This is a genomic window from Candidatus Methylomirabilota bacterium, assembly GCA_036005065.1.
Taxonomy (GTDB): domain Bacteria; phylum Methylomirabilota; class Methylomirabilia; order Rokubacteriales; family DASRDR01; genus DASYQW01.
Genome location: DASYQW010000290.1, coordinates 1 through 17323, shown reverse-complemented (window position 1 = coordinate 17323; position 17323 = coordinate 1). Strand labels below are relative to the sequence as shown.

General features: G+C 68.4%; 14 protein-coding genes. 13 read left to right on the top strand and 1 reads right to left on the bottom strand.

Going from position 1 to position 17323, the window contains the following annotated elements:
• Positions 1-359: 359 nt before the first annotated feature.
• Positions 360-2048 carry an ABC transporter substrate-binding protein gene (locus VGW35_19870; GenBank protein ID HEV8309928.1) on the bottom strand — a complete coding sequence of 563 codons (1689 nt, stop codon included), beginning with the start codon at positions 2046-2048 and terminating at the stop codon, positions 360-362.
• Between the two features lie 493 nt (positions 2049-2541).
• Between VGW35_19870 and arc the strand changes: the two genes are divergently transcribed.
• The 13 genes from arc to VGW35_19805 all read left to right on the top strand — a co-directional run.
• Positions 2542-4290, top strand: a complete 1749-nt coding sequence (arc, locus tag VGW35_19865; GenBank protein ID HEV8309927.1) for a proteasome ATPase — start codon at positions 2542-2544, stop codon at positions 4288-4290.
• A 127-nt stretch (positions 4291-4417) separates the two neighbouring features.
• Complete coding sequence (dop, locus tag VGW35_19860; GenBank protein ID HEV8309926.1) at positions 4418-5914, top strand: depupylase/deamidase Dop; 1497 nt, start codon at positions 4418-4420, stop codon at positions 5912-5914.
• Positions 5915-5984: 70 nt separating this feature from the next.
• Positions 5985-6830, top strand: a complete 846-nt coding sequence (prcB, locus tag VGW35_19855; protein HEV8309925.1) for a proteasome subunit beta — start codon at positions 5985-5987, stop codon at positions 6828-6830.
• A gap of 11 nt (positions 6831-6841) precedes the next feature.
• Complete coding sequence (gene prcA, locus VGW35_19850) at positions 6842-7585, top strand: proteasome subunit alpha (protein ID HEV8309924.1); 744 nt, start codon at positions 6842-6844, stop codon at positions 7583-7585.
• Positions 7582-8937, top strand: coding sequence for a Pup--protein ligase (pafA, locus tag VGW35_19845; GenBank protein ID HEV8309923.1), 1356 nt, complete (start codon positions 7582-7584; stop codon positions 8935-8937). Before prcA ends, pafA begins: the two co-directional genes overlap by 4 nt.
• 310 nt (positions 8938-9247) lie before the next feature.
• On the top strand, positions 9248-9667 hold the full coding sequence (locus VGW35_19840) for a hypothetical protein (GenBank protein HEV8309922.1): 420 nt from the start codon (positions 9248-9250) through the stop codon (positions 9665-9667).
• Positions 9664-10881, top strand: a complete 1218-nt coding sequence (locus tag VGW35_19835) for an MFS transporter (protein ID HEV8309921.1) — start codon at positions 9664-9666, stop codon at positions 10879-10881. The genes VGW35_19840 and VGW35_19835 overlap by 4 nt, the downstream gene beginning before the upstream one ends.
• 30 nt (positions 10882-10911) lie before the next feature.
• A complete protein-coding gene (locus tag VGW35_19830; GenBank protein ID HEV8309920.1) occupies positions 10912-11376 on the top strand; it encodes a GAF domain-containing protein in 465 nt (154 codons plus the stop codon).
• Between the two features lie 149 nt (positions 11377-11525).
• On the top strand, positions 11526-12731 hold the full coding sequence (locus VGW35_19825) for an MFS transporter (protein ID HEV8309919.1): 1206 nt from the start codon (positions 11526-11528) through the stop codon (positions 12729-12731).
• A 289-nt stretch (positions 12732-13020) separates the two neighbouring features.
• Complete coding sequence (locus tag VGW35_19820; GenBank protein ID HEV8309918.1) at positions 13021-14385, top strand: extracellular solute-binding protein; 1365 nt, start codon at positions 13021-13023, stop codon at positions 14383-14385.
• 80 nt (positions 14386-14465) lie between these two features.
• A complete protein-coding gene (locus VGW35_19815) occupies positions 14466-15782 on the top strand; it encodes an extracellular solute-binding protein (protein HEV8309917.1) in 1317 nt (438 codons plus the stop codon).
• A gap of 170 nt (positions 15783-15952) precedes the next feature.
• Positions 15953-16939, top strand: a complete 987-nt coding sequence (locus VGW35_19810; GenBank protein ID HEV8309916.1) for a sugar ABC transporter permease — start codon at positions 15953-15955, stop codon at positions 16937-16939.
• 277 nt (positions 16940-17216) lie between these two features.
• On the top strand, positions 17217-17323 hold a 107-nt coding region (locus VGW35_19805), incomplete at its 3' end, for a carbohydrate ABC transporter permease (protein ID HEV8309915.1).

Below are 17323 nucleotides of genomic sequence, written 5' to 3'. Positions count from 1 at the left end.
ACCCATCCGCCCTCCCCCACCATCGCCCCCCCCGGGGTCGCCGGGAATCCCTCGGCGTCCCCGGGTGGGGCTATGTGGGCCCACGATGATGCAACCACAAGGCCATCGTCATCTTCGGACGTAACTCCTCGAATTCGCGAGATTCCCGCCTGGCGCTGCGGAACGACGTCTGGTGAGATCCTGGTCGCCATCGGAGCTCGCCCGAGGCGTCACCGGCTCAGATGGGACCGAATTCCTCCCACCAGTTCGACGCTGTTTAGTCCAGTTGGAGCGTGTCCGAGTTCACGTCCGACGGTGAGAAAGGAACCGGGCGTGGTCGCGGATTGGTCAGGCGTAGGCGGCCAGCGGTCCAATGGGTCCTAGGGCGAGGAGGCTCCTGGCGGGGGTGACGGCGGCAGGGGTGGTGCCGGCATGGTCGGGGCCGGCATCGGCATCGCGGGTGGTGCCGGCGGGATAGCCGAGGGTGCCGGCGGGGCATCGGGTGGGGGCTCGACCCAGACGCGATCCAGGCGGTGACGACCGCCGGGATCGAGCCGCAGGGTCCGCACGCTGGGCCGGGCCACCGCCCACTGGAGGCGGACGTAGAGGGGGATATACGGCACCTCTTCGGCGACGTCCGCCTGCAGCCGCTGATAGAGACGCAGCCGCTCGGGACGGAAGGCGAGCTGACTGCCACGCTGAAGCAGGCTGTCGGCGAGCGGGCTCCGGTAAAAGGCGACGTTGGTGGCGCTCCCTCGCACCGCGGCGTCCGAGGCCAGCAGCGGGCGCAGCATGAAGTGCGGATCGCTGACGGCGGTGCCCACTTCGTGGAGCGCGAGTTCACCCTCGCCGTCGCGCAGCGCCTGAAAGTAGGCGTCGCCCGATTCCTGCCGTACCCCGACCTTGAGCCCGGCCACTGCCAGCGAGAGGCGAATGGCCTCGGTCAGCTGGGAGGGGTCCGAGCCCGGTAATCCGCCCGGAGCGAGAAGCGTCACCGCCGCGCCTGTCGCCCGGGCCTGGGCCAGCAGGTGGCGGGCCCGCGCGGGATCGTGGGTGGCCGGAGGCGCCTCGCGGAGACCCCAGGACCCGGGAGGCAGGAGGGCGGGCCAGAGCCGGGCCGACCGGCCGAGCGCGGGTCCCAGCAGCGCGGGATCGAGGGCGAGCGCGATCGCCTGCCGGAGGGATTTCCGGGCCAAGAGTCCCTCACGGGTTCGGAGCGCGAGGAGACCGACCTCCGAGGTCGGGGCCGACAGCGTCTGGAGCCCGAGACCACCCCACGCCGGCGGCGACTGTGCGAAGTAGACGTCGAGCGACCCTCCGGGCCCGAGTTGAGCGAGGCCCGTCGCGATGTCGGCGATCTCGCTGATGTGAAGCCGCCCGGCGCGGGACGGCGGGCTCCCCGAAGTCGGTCCGGCCTCGAGGACCAGACGCCCCGGGGCCCGCTCGGCCACCCGGTAGGGGCCGGTGCCGAGAAACGGCATCTCGGCATCGTTTTGCGTCACCACGATCGCGAGCGCCGGGTGGGCGAGGACGGCCAGCACGGGGGAAAAGGGCTGGCTGAGCTCGATCTGCACGGTGCCGCCTTCCCCCCGGCGCACCTCCCGCACGATGGCGCCCGGCCCGCGAAAGACCCGCGCCCACGCCGAGGCCGGCTGCCGGAGGCCCGCTTCTTCGGCTCCGAGGTGCCGGTTGAGTGATGCCACCACGACGTCAGGCGTCAGCGATACCCCGTTGGGGAATTGGACGTCGGGACGCAGCCGAAAAGTCCAGATGAGACCATTCGGTGACACGCTCCAGGAGCCGGCGATGCCCGGTTCGATGTCGCCGCGCTCGCCGAGCTCGACGAGGCCCTGGAAGAGCTGGCGGAAGACCATGAGAGCGGGGCCGGTGGTCACGGCGGTCGGATCGAGGGTCGCGGGAAGCTGGGCCACCCCGACCCGCAGCTCGCCGGAGGGGCTCGTTCCGCCTCTGGCTTCCGCGACGATGAGCACCAGGAGCGCCACCGCCGCGCATCGCCACCCGAGCCGGCGGCCGGCGGGGACGCGGCTGGCGCGAGGGGCGTGGGTCATGCGCCGATTATAGATGAGGAGGTGAGGTCCGTCGCCTCGGCGGCGCCCAGATGGGACCGCGGGAGCCGCCGGGGCGCGATCCACGTTTCTAGGACAGAGTGGCGCGTGCATCTCCTGGCGCACCGATCGGCATGAATTGCCCGGACGAGTCCGCGGCCGGACGCGGGAGTGACACGGGGACCCACGAGAGCGGCCCGCGGGGCGGGGATCTCCCTGGCACCGACGTTGCACACTCGAGGGTAGGTGCTTGAGCGTGAGACACGATGAGGCGCAGCGGTGGCGTGTATTGACCCAATATTCTTGACAATCTTTTTTGCGACTGCCTATACTTGCTCGGCCTAACGGGGGCACTGCGGAGGCGGGGTCCCGTCGGGGCGCCGTGAGCGGGGCGGTTGGCTCACGAAAGGAATGGGAGGCCATGAAAGAGTTCGAAAAGAAGGGTAATCCGCCCCGTGAATCGGAGGGGGTGAAGGGCCTGTCCAAGTTCCTGCCGATGACCGAGTCCGCGTACCGCCGCCGGCTGACCGAGTACGAGATCCAGATCCAGGACCTCCAGGCCTACATCCGGTCGCTGGAGTCGGAGACCGTCCACCTCCGGAAGAAGCTCGAGGATGCCCCCAAGGAGTCGATGATCCTCGAGAACAAGCTCCGCGAGGCCAACCGCCAGCTGGTGCAGGCCTTCAACCAGAACGAGAAGCTCGTCAATGCCCTCTACGAGGCCCGGGAGCAGATCACCTCCCTGAAGGAGGAGGTGGACAAGCTCTGCGCCCCGCCCTCGACCTACGGCGTCTTCCTCTCGCCCAACGAGGACGGCACCGTGAACATCCTCTCGGCGGGGCGGAAGGTGAAGGTGAACCTCCATCCCTCCATCAAGCGCGAGGGGATCAAGCCCGGCCAGGAGCTCGTGCTGAATGAGGGGCTCAACGTCATCGAGACGGCCGGCTACGAGATCCAGGGCGAAGTGGTCATCCTCAAGGACGTCCTCGACGAGGGCCGGGCCGTCGTCACGCTCCGTGCGGACGAAGAGAAGGTGGCGATCATCGCCGAGCCTCTCCGCCTCACGAAGCTCAAGGTCGGTGACCACGTCCTCATGGATGGCAAGTCCGGTTACCTCCTCGAGCGGCTTCCGAAGGGCGAGGTCGAGGACCTGGTCCTGGAAGAGGTGCCCGACATCGGTTACGAGGACATCGGCGGGCTCGGGCAGCAGATCGAGACGATCCGCGATGCCGTGGAGCTGCCGTATCTCTACGCCGATTACTACAAGGAGCACAAGCTCACGCCCCCGAAGGGCGTCCTCCTCTACGGGCCGCCGGGCTGCGGCAAGACGATGATCGCCAAGGCCGTGGCCAACAATCTCGCCCAGAAGGTCTCGGAGAAGCGCGGGGAAAAGATCAAGGGCTACTTCATGAACATCAAGGGCCCCGAGCTCCTGAACAAGTACGTTGGCGAGACGGAGCGCAAGATCCGCGAGATCTTCCAGAAGGCCAAGGAGAAGGCGGCCGAGGACGTGCCGGTGGTCGTCTTCTTCGACGAGATGGACGCGCTCTTCCGTACGCGGGGCTCGGGGATCTCCTCGGACGTCGAGACCACCATCGTCCCCCAGCTCCTGGCCGAGATCGATGGCGTCGAGGGCCTGAAGAACGTGATCGTCATCGGGGCCTCGAACCGACAGGACCTCATCGACCCGGCCATCCTCCGCCCCGGGCGGCTCGACGTGAAGATCAAGATCGACCGGCCCGACAAGGCGGCCGCGGTCGAGATCCTGGCGAAGTATCTGACGCCGGACGTCCCGATCCACGAGCAGGAGCTCCGCGCGCACGGCGGCGACATCGGGCTCGTCATTCAGCAGCTCATCAACACCGCGGTCGAGGAGATGTACGCGCTGTCCGACGAGAACCGCTTCCTGGAGGTCACCTACGCCAACGGCGACAAGGAGATCCTCTACTTCAAGGACTTCGCCTCGGGGGCGATGATGGAATCGGTCGTCCGGCGGGCGAAGAAGCTCGCCCTCAAGCGCTACATCTCCTCGGGCGAGAAGGGCATCATGCTGGAGAACCTGCTGACGGCAGTCCGGGAGGAGTTCAAGGAGAACGAGGATCTGCCGAACACGACCAACCCCGACGACTGGGCGAAGATCGCGGGCAAGAAGGGCGAGCGCATCGTGTACGTGAAGCCGCTGATGGGCGAGGGCAAGGAGAAGACCCGCCCGGTGGAGCGGATCACGACCGGGCAATACCTGTAGACGAAGGGGTGAGGGTGGCGTCCGCGCTGCCCTCACCCTTTTTCTGTGAGCGTTCGGCCGCGCCCGGCTCCCCTGGGTGGGACCGGCCCTGTGACCGGGAGGCGCGGACCGGCGACTCGAGGACGGCATGGCCATCCCCAAGGTGATGGGCATCGAGACGGAGTACGGGATCACGGTCCGGAATCAGCCGGACTTCAACCCGATCCTCTCCTCGCTGCTCCTCATCAACTCGTATGAGACGTATCGGACGGCGCGCATCCGCTGGGACTACGAAGCGGAGAGCCCGCTCCGGGACGCCCGAGGGTTCGAGTACGCCGAGGAGAAGGAGCTGCCTTCCAAGGAGGAGTCGCGCCTCATCAACCTGATCCTCTCCAACGGCGCGCGGTACTACGTGGACCACGCCCATCCGGAATACTCCACCCCCGAGTGCACGAACCCGCGGGACCTGGTCATCTGGGACAAGGCCGGCGAGCGCGTCCTCAACATCTCTCGCATGCGGGCGGAAGCCGTGTCCCCGCCCGAGCAGCGGATCCTGATCTACAAGAACAACACCGACATGAAGGGAAACAGCTACGGCACCCACGAGAACTACCTCATGGACCGCCGCTGCCCCTTCACCCGGATCGTCCAGCACCTGATGCCGTTCCTGGTGACCCGGCAGATCTTCACCGGCGCCGGGAAGGTGGGCTCCGAGAACAACCTCGAGTACACCCCCTACCAGATCTCCCAGCGAGCGGACTTCCTGGAGACCGAGGTCGGCCTGGAGACGATGCACTCGCGGCCCATCATCAACACGCGGGACGAGCCGCACGCCGACCCCGAGAAGTACCGCCGGCTTCACGTGATCGTCGGGGACGCCAACATGTCGGAGCTCACCACCTACCTCAAGGTGGGAACGACCGGGATCGTCCTCTCCATGCTGGAGGACGACTTCATCGACCGGGACCTCGCGCTGGAGAACCCGGTGCAGTCCTTCCGCCAGGTCTCGCGCGACCTGGCGTGCCGGGCGCCCCTCCGGCTCAAGGACGGCCGCACCGTCACGGCCGTCGGCCTCCAGCGGGAGTTCCTGGAGCTGGCCCATCGCTACTACCGCGATCGGGAGCTGGACACGGTCACCAAGGACGTCCTGGTCCGCTGGGAGTACGTCCTGGATCGCCTGGAGCAGGATCCGATGACCCTCTCCCGGGAGCTCGACTGGGTCATCAAGCGGGACCTGCTCGAGAACTACATCGCCAAGCACGACCTCGATTGGACGGACTCCCGAGTGGCGATGATCGATCTCCAGTACCACGACATCCGGCCCGGCAAGGGGCTGTTCTACAAGCTGGAGGATTCCGAGGCCGTCGAGCGGATCACCAGCGACGACGAGATCACCAAGGCCATCCACGACCCGCCCAAGGACACGCGGGCCTACTTCAGGGGGATGTGCCTCCAGCGCTATTCGGAAGACATCGTGTCCGCCTCCTGGGACTCGATCATCTTCGACCTCAAGGAAGGCCCCCTGAAGAAGATCTTCATGCTCGAGCCGCTCCGCGGGACCGAGGTGTTCGTCCGCCAGCTGCTCGAAGAGTCTCCCACCGCCCGGGACCTGCTCCGCAACATCTCCAAGCCCTCCGTGGTCTGACCCTGACCCGGATCGTGCGTCGCCGGCCAGGAAGCGGCGCCCTGCTATAATGCCCTTCGGAGATACCCCCATGCACGATCGGTGGCAGGCCCTCTTCGGGAACTATCTCAACGCGAGCTTCGTCGACATTTTCCGCGGCCATTCGCCGGAGTACTTCTCGGTCCTCGCCCGCCGGGAGCTGTCGGCCGTCTCGCCCGAAGCCCACGGCGCGCCCGGGGTGCCGGTGGGCACCACGATCCTCGCCGTCCGCTACGCCGAGGGGGTGGTGGTGGCCGGGGACCGCCAGGCCACCGAGGGGTATCAGGTGGCCCACCGCCGGATCGAGAAGGTCTACAAGGCCGACGACTACTCCGCGATCGCCATCGCGGGCGCCGCCGGACCGTCGATCGAGATGGCCCGCCTGTTCCAGACCGAGCTCGAGCACTACGAGAAGGTCGAGGGGGACGGGCTCTCCCTCGAAGGCAAGGCCAACAAGCTCGCCCAGATGATCCGGATGAACCTGCCCGCCGCGATGCAGGGGCTCGTCGTCATCCCGATCTTCGCCGGCTTCGACCTCAAGCGGGGCGAGGGCCGCATCTTCAAGTACGACGTCACCGGCGGCCGCTACGAGGAGATCGACTACTACGCCACCGGCTCCGGCGGCAAAGACGCCCGGACGACCCTCAAGAAGCTCTATCGCTCCGCCTGCTCCCGCGGCGAGGCCCTGCGCATGGCGGCCGAGGCGCTGGTGGACGCGGCCGAGGAAGACGTGGGCACCGGGGGACCGGACCCCATCCACGGGATCTACCCGTCCATCAAGGTCATCACCCGGACCGGCTTCGAGGAGGTCGCCGAGCCCGAGGTCCGGGAGCACTTCGACGCCGTGCTGGCCGCGCGCCGTGCGGCGAACGCGCACGGCAGCTCGGGGAACCGGTAGGGGTCGTTCCGATGCCGCTGCCCTACTACGTCTCGCCCGAGCAGATGATGAAGGACAAGGCCGAGTATGCCCGCAAGGGCATCGCGCGCGGCCGCTCCATGATCGCCGCGGAGTACCGGGACGGCATCCTGCTCCTGGCCGAGAACCCCTCCACCCTCCTCCACAAGATCTCCGAGATCTATGACCGGATCGCCTTCGCCGGCGTCGGCAAGTACAACGAGTTCGAGAATCTGCGCATCGCCGGCGTTCGACACGCCGACATCAAGGGCTACTCCTACCACCGCGAAGACGTCACCGCCAAGGCGCTGGCCAACGCGTATTCCCAGGCGCTGGGGAACATCTTCACCGAGGGCATCAAGCCGTTCGAGGTGGAGGTGCTCGTGGTCGAGGTCGGCGATGGGCCGAACGGCAAGAACGAGATGTACCACATCCTCTACGACGGGACGATCGAGGACGAGCTCCACTACGCGGCCATGGGCGGGCAGGCCGAGGAGATCCGACGCTTCCTGAAGGATCACTATCGGGACGGCATGAGTCTTGCGGAGGCCATCCAGCTAGGGGTCCGGTCCCTGACGGTGACCCAGAACAAGACGCTCACGGAGCGCGATCTGGAAGTCGCCGTCCTCGACCGGAACCGGGAGCGCCGCAAGTTCCGGCGCATCGCGGATGCCGAGCTCCGGGCACAGCTCGGGCGCGGCGAAGGGCAACCAGACACGGGAGCCGGGGCGGCCGACCGCTCGACGGGGAGACCATGAAGCGTCGAATCATGGGGCTCGAGAACGAGTACGGCCTCACCTGCACCCTCAACGGGCAGCGTCGACTGTCGCCCGACAACGTGGCGCGTTACCTGTTCGAGAAGGTGATCCCCGGGGCGCGCAACGCCAACGTCTTCCTGGAAAACGGGGCCCGCCTCTACCTGGATACCGGGTTCCACCCGGAGTACGCCACCCCCGAGTGCGACGACATCATGGACCTCTGCGTCCACGACAAGGCCGGCGAGCGGATCGTGGAGGACCTCCTGCACCAGGCGGAGAAGCGCCTGCGCGAGGACGGCATCTCCGGGAACATCCTGCTCTTCAAGAACAACACCGACTCGGCCGGGAACTCGTACGGGTGCCACGAGAACTACCTGGTGTCCCGGGACGTCTCCTTCCAGCGGCTGGCCGAGGCCTTGATTCCCTTCTTCGTCACCCGCCAGATCTTCGCCGGAGCCGGAAAAGTCCTCCAGACCCCGCGCGGCTTCCACTACTGCCTGAGCCAGCGGGCCCAGCACATCTGTCAGGAGATCTCGGGGGCGACGACGTCGTCGCGCTCGATCATCAATACCCGCGACGAGCCTCACGCCGACGCCGAGCGCTATCGCCGGCTCCACGTCATCGTGGGCGACTCCAACATGTCCGAGGTCGCGACCTATCTCAAGGTCGGCACCACGGCGGTCGTGCTCGACATGATCGAGGACGGCTACTTCGATCGGGACTACAGCTTGCAGTCGCCGGTCCAGGCCATCCGGGACATCTCGCACGATCCCGGGCTCCGGGAGACGGTCAAGCTCAAGGACGGCCGCTCCCTGACCGCGCTCGAGATCCAGCGCGAGTATCTCGAGGCCTCGCGCGCCTATTACGAGCACCAGGAACCCGACCCTGTCACCCGGGACATCATCGAGCGCTGGGGCGACCTCCTCGATCGCCTCGAGTCCGATCCGATGTCGTGCAGCCGGGACGTGGACTGGGTGATCAAGAAGGACCTCATCGAGACCTACATGGCGAAGCACCGGCTGTCGTGGCGCGACCCCCGGGTGTCGCTGATCGACCTCCAGTACCACGACATCCGGCCCGACCGCGGGCTCTACTACCTCCTGGCCCGGAACGACATGGTCGAGCGCCTCGCCACCGACGAGGCGATCGAGCAGGCCAAGCACATCCCGCCCCAGACCACCCGCGCCCGGCTGCGGGGGGAGTTTATCCGGCGGGCCAACCTCAAGGGGAAGGACTATCGCGTCGACTGGGTCTACCTGAAGCTCAACGACCCGGAGCGCGAGACCATCCTCTGCAAGGACCCCTTCCAGGCCCACGACGAGCGGGTCGAGCGGCTGATCCGCTCCTTCTAGTCGGAGGGGGCCTCGACGGCCCCCTCCGAGACCTCCCCCAGGAAAGTTTCGCGGGCGAAGCCCGCGCTCGGCGCGCTTCGGCACCCCGCGCGGTCTGGCATCCGCTCGGCAGCACTCCCGACGCGCGTGCCTAAGCGGCTCCTCGCGGCGGCGGTCGGGGGCCGGCACGAAATAGCACAGCCGGTCGTCGAAGTGGAGGTGGGCCACACGTGATGCCTCATGGCGACCCCCCCACCGCGGTTCGGCTCGTCGCCGGACCAGCTTTAGCCCACCGAACCGCGATCTGCTACCATCCGGGCCCGTGAGCTCCGTGACAGGTGAGCCGCCGGCTTCGCCACGCTTCCCGCGCCTGTTCTCGCCCCTCGCCCTCGGGAAGGCCTTGACCCTCCGGAACCGCATCACGCTATCGCCCCACACCAACATCGACTACAGCACGCGTCCGGTCGTGGAGCGGCGACTGCGGGCGGGTCGCGTGCGCGCGGTCACCGGCGCCGAGGTCGTCCGTCTGTCGGCCGGGGCCGCCGTGCTGCGCGACTGCTTCACCGGGGAGGAATGGGGCCTCGACGGGGTGGACACGCTCGTCCACGACCTGGGCGGGCGACCGCGCGACGGGCTCTATCACGCCCTCGTCGCCGCCGGCCTCGAAGCCTATCGGGTGGGTGACTGCCTCGCGCCCCGCGGCCTGGAAGAGGCCTACCACGAGGGCTTCCAGGTCGCGCTCAGCTTGTGATCCCCGAAGCCGCCGCGTCGCGCTACCGGTTCGTCGTGCTGGCGCTCATCATGGGCGTCCAGACGGCGGCGAATATCGGGGCGCTCGGACTTCCCACCCTGGCCCCGCTGATCCGCGCCGATCTCGGACTCACGCGACAAGAAGCCGGCGCCTTCCTCTCGGCCTTCTACGTCGGTGGTGTCCTCACCTCCTTTCCGGCCGGCTGGCTGGCCGACCGCCTCGGCGTCCGCTGGACGCTTGCCGGTGGACAAGGCATCGCGGCCGGCTGCTTCGCGCTCATGATGCTGGCGCCGGGCTACGGAGCGCTGATGGCCGCCGTCGGCCTGGCCGGCGTCGGCTTCGGCGCCGTGAATCCGACGTCGACGAAGGGGGTGCTCGTGTGGTTCCCCGCCCGGAGCCGCGCCACCGTGGTCGGCGTCAAGCAGGCGGGCTTTCCCCTCGGCGGCGCGCTCGGGGCGCTGCTCCTCCCATCCGTGGCCGGCCGGCTGGGCTGGCGGGGTGCCCTCGGCGTCGCCGCCCTGCTGATCGCTGCCAGCGCGGCGCTGGCCGGCTGCGGGTACCGCGAGCCGAAGGGGGACGGCGCGGACGGCGTTCCGGCGCGGAGCCAGCCGGGCGTCCGCGGAGTCCTCGAAAGCCGCGCCATCTGGCTCGTGTCGCTGGCGACGCTCCTCTTCGCCGCGGTCCAGGTGTCGTGGATCAGCTACGTGCCGCTCTACCTGAGCGAGGTGGTCGGGTTGTCGGCCGTCGCCGCCGGAGTCGTCCTCGGCCAGGCCCAGGTCGCCGGGGCGATCGGGCGGGTCTTCTTCGGCGTCCTCTCGGATCGGCTCTTCGGCGGGCGGCGACTCATCGTGCTGCTCCTGGCCGGAGCCGCGACTGCCGTCCTGTGCGTGGCCACCGCCTGGCTCGCCCCCGGGACGCCGCCGGTGCTGCTGGCCGGACTGGCGCTCGGCTTCGGGCTGACCGGCATCGGCTGGAACGGAGTTCACCACACGCTCCTCGCGGAGATCGCCGGCCGAGACTCGGCCGCCACCGCGGTGGGCCTCTGTCTCGCGGTCTCGTCCGTCGGCGTCATCGCCGGGCCGCCCCTCTTCGGCCTGGCCGTCGATCGGCTGGGCGTTTACGACTGGGGGTGGTATGGGCTGGCCGGGGCGATGCTCGCGGCGCTCGCGCTTCTCGCTGGCGCGCGCGAGCCGCGCCGCCCGCCGTGGGCATGACGCCGCGGGCGACGGTGTATACTCCACCCCATGACGTCGGCCGACCACGCCCTCGCCGACCGCCTGGTCCACGCGATCGACGCCGCTCCGACGCTGGACGATGCGCTGCGAGCGACCGTGTCGGGACTGGCGGACTCGGCCGAGCGCTCCGACTGGGTCGGGATCTACCTCCTGGACGGCGCCACGCTCGTCCTTCACAACGAGATCGGGAAGCCGACCCCGCACACCCGGATCCCGCTCTCCCAGGGCCTGTGCGGCGCCGCCGCCCGGGAGCGGCGGACCATCGTGGTGGACGACGTCCGGGAAGACCCGCGCTACCTCGCCTGCTCGCTCACGACGCGCTCGGAGCTCGTGGTGCCCATCCTCGGCAACCGCGGGCAGGTATTCGGGGAGATCGACCTCGACTCGGACCAGCCGGCGGCGTTCGGCCCGGATGCTCGCCGGCTCGTCGAGACGGCCGCGGCCGCCCTCGCGGCGCGCTGGGACCGCGTGTGACCAACCCTCGCGCCGCTCACCGACACCGAACACCGTTGAACCTCGCCCCGCGTCCTGACCGAAGCGCTCCGAGCGCGGGCTCCGCCCGCGCAACCCCGGGGGGCGGCTCGGAGGGGGGCGCAGCCCCCCTTCGATTTTTCTACGGCTGGGTGGTCCTGGCCGCCGCCATGCTGATCATCACCGTGGGCGTCGGTATCACCTTCTCGCTCGCCGTGTTCCTCAAGCCGCTCGAGGAGGCCTTCGGCTGGAGCCGCACGCTGATCTCGGGCGTGGCCCTGGTCAACTGGCTGATCTTCGGGGTAGGGGCCTTCGTCTGGGGCACGCTCTCCGACCGGATCGGGACGCGCCGCGTCGTCACCGCCGGTGCCGGGCTCCTGGGAGCGGCCATGCTCCTCTCCAGTCAGGTGGCGTCCGCCTGGCAGCTCTACGTCGCCTTCGGCATCCTCGGGGCGGCCGGCTCCAGCGCCTTCTACGTCCCGCTGTCGGCGACGGCGACGCGGTGGTTCGCCGCCCGTCGCGGCCTCGCCCTCGGCCTCGTCTCGGCCGGCATGGGCCTGGGCCTCCTCGTCATCGCGCCGCTGGCCCGTGCCCTGATCACCGCCCTGGGCTGGCGGGCGACGTTCGCCCTGTTCGGCGCCCTGATCTGGGCGGTCGCGCTCGTGGCCGTGCGGTGGCTCTACGACCGGCCGGCCGATCTGGGCCTCGAGCCGTACGGGGCGTCCGCGGCGGGCGCGAGCGGGCCGGCGGCGGCGCGTGGCATGGCGCCCGGCGAGGCGCTCCGCCATCCGGCCTTCTGGCTCCTCAGCCTCGTGCACTTCGGCTGCTGTGCGGCGCACTCGGGGCCGATCTTCCACATGGTTGCGCACGCCATGGACCTCGGAGTGGACAAGATGCCCGCCGCCCTCATGCTCGGCCTCTCGGGGGCGACCAGCGTCGCCGGACGGATCGGGAGCGGGCTCCTGGCCGATCGGATCGGGGGCAAGCCCGCCCTGGTCGGGATGCTGACCCTGCAGGCGGCGACCCTTTCGACGTATCTCGTCGCCCGGCAGGAGGTGTCGCTCCTCCTGGTGGCCCTCGCCTTCGGGTTCACCTACGGGGGCGTCATGCCCCTCTACGCGCTGGTGGCGCGGGAGTTCTCCGGCGAGCGGATCATCGGGACGGCCTTTGGCGGAATCTTCTTCCTCTCGGCCATCGGGATGGGGCTCGGGGCCTACGCCGGGGGCGTCCTGTTCGACCTCCTCGGCTCCTACTGGAGTCTCTACCTGTCGAGCACCCTGATCGGCACCGCGGCGATCGCCGTCGCCCTCGCCCTCCGCCCACCCCGGCCGCTCCCGGCGTTCGCGGGCGGGCGCTGAGTTCATCCGGAGGAGGCTGCGTCCCCTCCGCGTCCGGAAATGGCGCGGAGAGCCGAAACTGCCGACTCCTCGACGTTTTTCCGGTTGACAGGGGCCGTAGGGGATGCTATGTAAGTTTCCAATCCCTGCCTGATGTGGTCGGGATTCAACCCTCAGTGAGTGGTTCCCTGACCCTCGCCTCATCATGCGTCATTCGGGACGGCTTCCCGTCCCGGGCGCTACGTTGTACGGCCTTCGGCCGCTCTGAGCGGTTGGCACCTCGTACTTCGCAAGCCTGAGGAGGCACGGCATGGACACGCAGAGCGAGCATCGGGATCCGCGGGGGCGCACCGAGATCGGGCGCCGGACGTTCCTCAAGGTGACGGGCGGCGCCACGGCCGCCACGGCCGCCGCGGCCGCCGGAATGGCCGCCATCCTCGAGTCGGGACGGGCGCCGGCCTGGGCGCAGGCCAAGAAGGTCCACATCCTGCACTGGGTCGACTTCGTGCCCGCCGGCGACGAGGAGCTGACCCGGCAGGTCGGCGAGGCGGGCAAGCAGCTCGGGGCCGAGATCACGCTCGAGCGGATCAACGCCAACGACATGCAGGCGCGGATCACGGCGGCCATCGAGTCGGGGAACGGCCCCGACATCATCCAGATGCTCCACAACTGGACGCACCTCTACCAGCGGGGCTGCACCGACCTGAGCGACCTGGCCGCCTGGAAGGAGAAGGACCAGGGCGCCTACTACGAGCTCTCCAAGCAGGCGGCCCTCATCGGGAAGCAGTACCTGGCCCTCCCCTACGGCGTGGTCGGCAACGCCGTCGTGTACCGCAAGGATCTCTTCGAGGAGGCCGGAGCCAAGGCGCCCAAGACCTGGCAGGAGAACCGCGAGGCCGGCAAGAAACTCAAGGCCAAGGGGTTCCCGTTCGGCCAGACCCTGGGCCACACCTTCGGTGACGCGCCCACCTTCAGCTACCCGTATCTCTGGTCGTGGGGCGGCAAGGAGGTCGAGAAGGACGGGAAGACCGTCGCCATCAACTCGAAGGAGACCATCGAATCGGTGAAGTTCCTGGTGGCGATGTGGAAGGACGCCTACGACGAGGGCGGGCTCGCCTGGGACGACACCAACAACAACCGGGCCTTCCTCTCGGGGACGATCTCGGCCACCCTGAACGGCGCCTCCATCTACATCGAGGCCAAGCGCAAGCCCGACCAGTACAAGACCGACAAGGGCGACCAGATGTGGAAGCACCTCGACCACTTCCCGTTGCCCGGGGGGCCGGGGGGCCAGTTCTCCTATCACGTCCCCTTCGCCCACGCGGTCATGAAGTACTCGAAGAACCAGCCGATCGCCAAGGACTTTCTCAAGTGGATGCACTCCAAAGAGCAGTTCGGGAAATGGTTCCAGATCGAGGCCGGCTACTCGGTCGGGTCCAACAAGTTCTGGGAGCAGCACCCGATGTGGGAGAAGCTCGACCCGCCCATGAAGCCGTATCGGACGGCGTCGGGCTTCGCCCGCGCCTTCGGCTATGCGGGGCCGTTCTCGGCCAAGGCGACCGAGGTCTACACCAAGTACATCGTCACCGACATGTACGCCAAGGCCGTGCAGGGCATGGCGGCCGAGGAGTCGGTGAAGTGGGCCGAGGGCGAGCTCAAGAAGATCTACGCCTGACCTGAACGGTCGCGGCTCCGGGTGCGCCCGCGGGGCGCGCCCGGGGCCTCGGCCCAGCCCCTACCGACAAGGGAGGCCTCATGGACACGAGCATGGACCGGCGGTCGTTCATCAAGGTGGCGGGCGGAGCGGCGGCAGCCACCGGACTCGCGGGGATCCTGGACGCCGGGCGGGCGCCGGCCTATGCCCAGGGCGCCAGGCTCCATCTCGTGCGCTGGGTCGATTTCGTGCCGGCCGCCGACGAGGTGCTCACCAAGCAGATGGACGAGGCCGGGAAGGCGCTGGGCGCCCAGATCACCCTGGAACGCATCAACGCCAACGACATCCAGCCGCGGATCACCGCCGCCATCTCGTCGGGAAGCGGCCCCGACATGTTCCACCTGCTCCACAACTGGGCGCACCTTTACGAGAAGAGCCTGGTGGACGTGGGCGACGTCGTCGACGCGATCGGGAAGGCCCAGGGCGGCTATTATCCGGTCACGCAGGACCTCGACCGGGTCAACGGGGTCTGGCGGGCCGTTCCCCACTCGATCGTCGGGGGCCAGATCGCCTACCGCAAGTCGCTCTTCGAGTCGGTCGGGGCCAAGGAGTTCCCGAAGACCTGGCAGGAGTACCGCGAGGTCGGCAAGAAGCTCAAGGCCAAGGGCTACCCGATCGGCCAGACCGCCGGCCACACCTTCGGCGATGCGCCCACCTTCTGGTACCCGGCCATGTGGGCGTGGGGCGGCAAGGAGGTCGAGAAGGACGGCCGGACCGTCGCCATCAACTCCAAGGAGACGGTCGAGTCCGTGAAGTTCTTCGTGGGCTTCTGGAAGGACGCCTGCGACGAGGGCGGGCTCGCCTGGGACGACACCAACAACAACCGGGCCTTCCTCTCGGGGACGATCGCGGCGACCATCAACGGCGCCTCGATCTATGTCGAGTCGCTGCGGAACAAGGACAAGTACAAGACGGAGACCGGCGCCCTGATGCACACCGACATCCTCCACGCTCCCAACCCGGCCGGCCCGGCCGGCACCTACCACTACCACACGTCGTTCCACCACGCCATCATGGGCTACTCGAAGAACCAGAAGCTCGCCAAGGACTTCCTCAAGTGGCTCCACTCGAAGGAGCACTTCGAGCCCTGGTTCGTCGCCCAGAAGGGGTTCAGCGTCGGGGCGACCACCGACTGGGAGAAGCACAAGATGTGGGAGCAGGACCCGGTCATGCTGCCGTTCCGGACCGCCGCCCGCGCCTTCCGCGTCTTCGGGTATGCCGGGCCGCCATCGGCCAAGGCCTCGGAAGGATACTCGAAGTACGTCGTCGTCGACATGTATGCCAAGGCCATCCAGGGCATGCCGGCCGAAGAGGCGGTGAAGTGGGCCGAGGGCGAGCTCCGGAAGATCTACGGATAGGCCGGCCGGGCCTACGGGTATCCCGGGGCTGCACCCGCGACGCATCCGGCGGTAGAATCGGAGTGCGCCTTCCCCAGCATGTCCGAGAGCCTGAGGAGTCGCCGAGGTGGGCCGAACCGGAGCTCGAGCGCGTCTTCCGGTGATCCGGTCGCGGGCCGGCGGGACGTCGCATGGCTGATGGGCGCCTGAAGCCAATCGCCGGCGGCGTCGGCCAGGCGGGCGAGGCGACCGCCGGCCTCGCGGCCCTGCCGCGGGCCGCGCCCCGCATGGGGACGGTGGCCCGCCTCCTCGAAGACGAGCGCGTCCTCGGGGTCCTCCTCCTCGTCCCGACCGTGGTCCTGCTGGCCCTGTTCATCGCCTACCCGTTCGTCAAAGGCGTCTGGCTCTCCCTCACCAGCGCCACCGTCGGCAATCCCGGGGTGTTCGTCGCGCTCGGGAACTTCGCCAAGATCTGGAACGACACCATCTTCCAGCAGGCCGCCTACAACACGTTCGTCTACACGGCGATCGCCACCGTCGGGAAGCTCGTCCTCGGCATGTGGCTGGCGCTCCTCCTGAACCGCCACTTCAAGGGCAAGCGCCTGGTCCGGGCCTCGATGCTGCTCCCCTTCATCATCCCGACCGTGCTCTCGACTTTCGCCTGGAAGTGGATGTTCGACCCCACCTTCAGCGTGCTCAACTGGAGCCTCTACCATCTCGGCGTCATCCAGACCCGAATCGGCTGGCTGACCGATCCGACCCTGGCCCTGGGGTCCGTCATCATCGTGAACGTCTGGCGGGGCATGCCGTTCTACGCGATCACGCTCCTGGCCGGGCTCCAGACGGTCAATCCGGAGCTGCACGAGGCCGCGGCCATCGACGGGGCCAACGCCTGGCACCGCTTCTGGCGGATCACCTGGCCGCTCCTCCTGCCGGTCACGATGGTGGTGACCCTCTTCTCGGTCATCCAGACGTTCGCCGACTTCCAGCTCGTGTACGTGCTGACCGGCGGCGGCCCGGCCAACTCGACCCATCTCTTCGCCACCTATGCCTATCAGATCGGGATCGCCACCGGGCTCTTGGGCGAAGGTGCCGCGGCCTCCCTCGCGATGTTCCCCATCCTGTTCTTCATCGTCGTGGCGCAGCTGTGGTATATCCGCCGCGTCGAGGGCGCCTAGTGCGGGGCCAATTATCTCCGCTTCTATCCGCTCCCTCTCCCTCCTGTGGGAGGGAGAGGGTAAGAAGGGCTCATGGCCCACCCATTTCTTGCCGATCAGGGTTACCTTCGCCTAGCTTCGTCCTCGGTCGTCGGCCCGACTCAACGTATGCGGCATACGCCTCGGCGGGCCTCCTCCCTGCGTCCTCGCTATGCTCGTTACTTGGCCCCGCACCACACGGCTATCACGCCGGACTCAGGCGGGTCACGTGAGGCGGAAGGCCGGGTCGGGGGCCGGGATGGTCGAAGGAGCGCACTGGCGCAAGTGGGTCTTCTTCTACATCCCCCTCGCGCTCTTCGTGGTGGGAACGCTCTTCCCCTTCTACTGGATGCTCATCACGGCCTT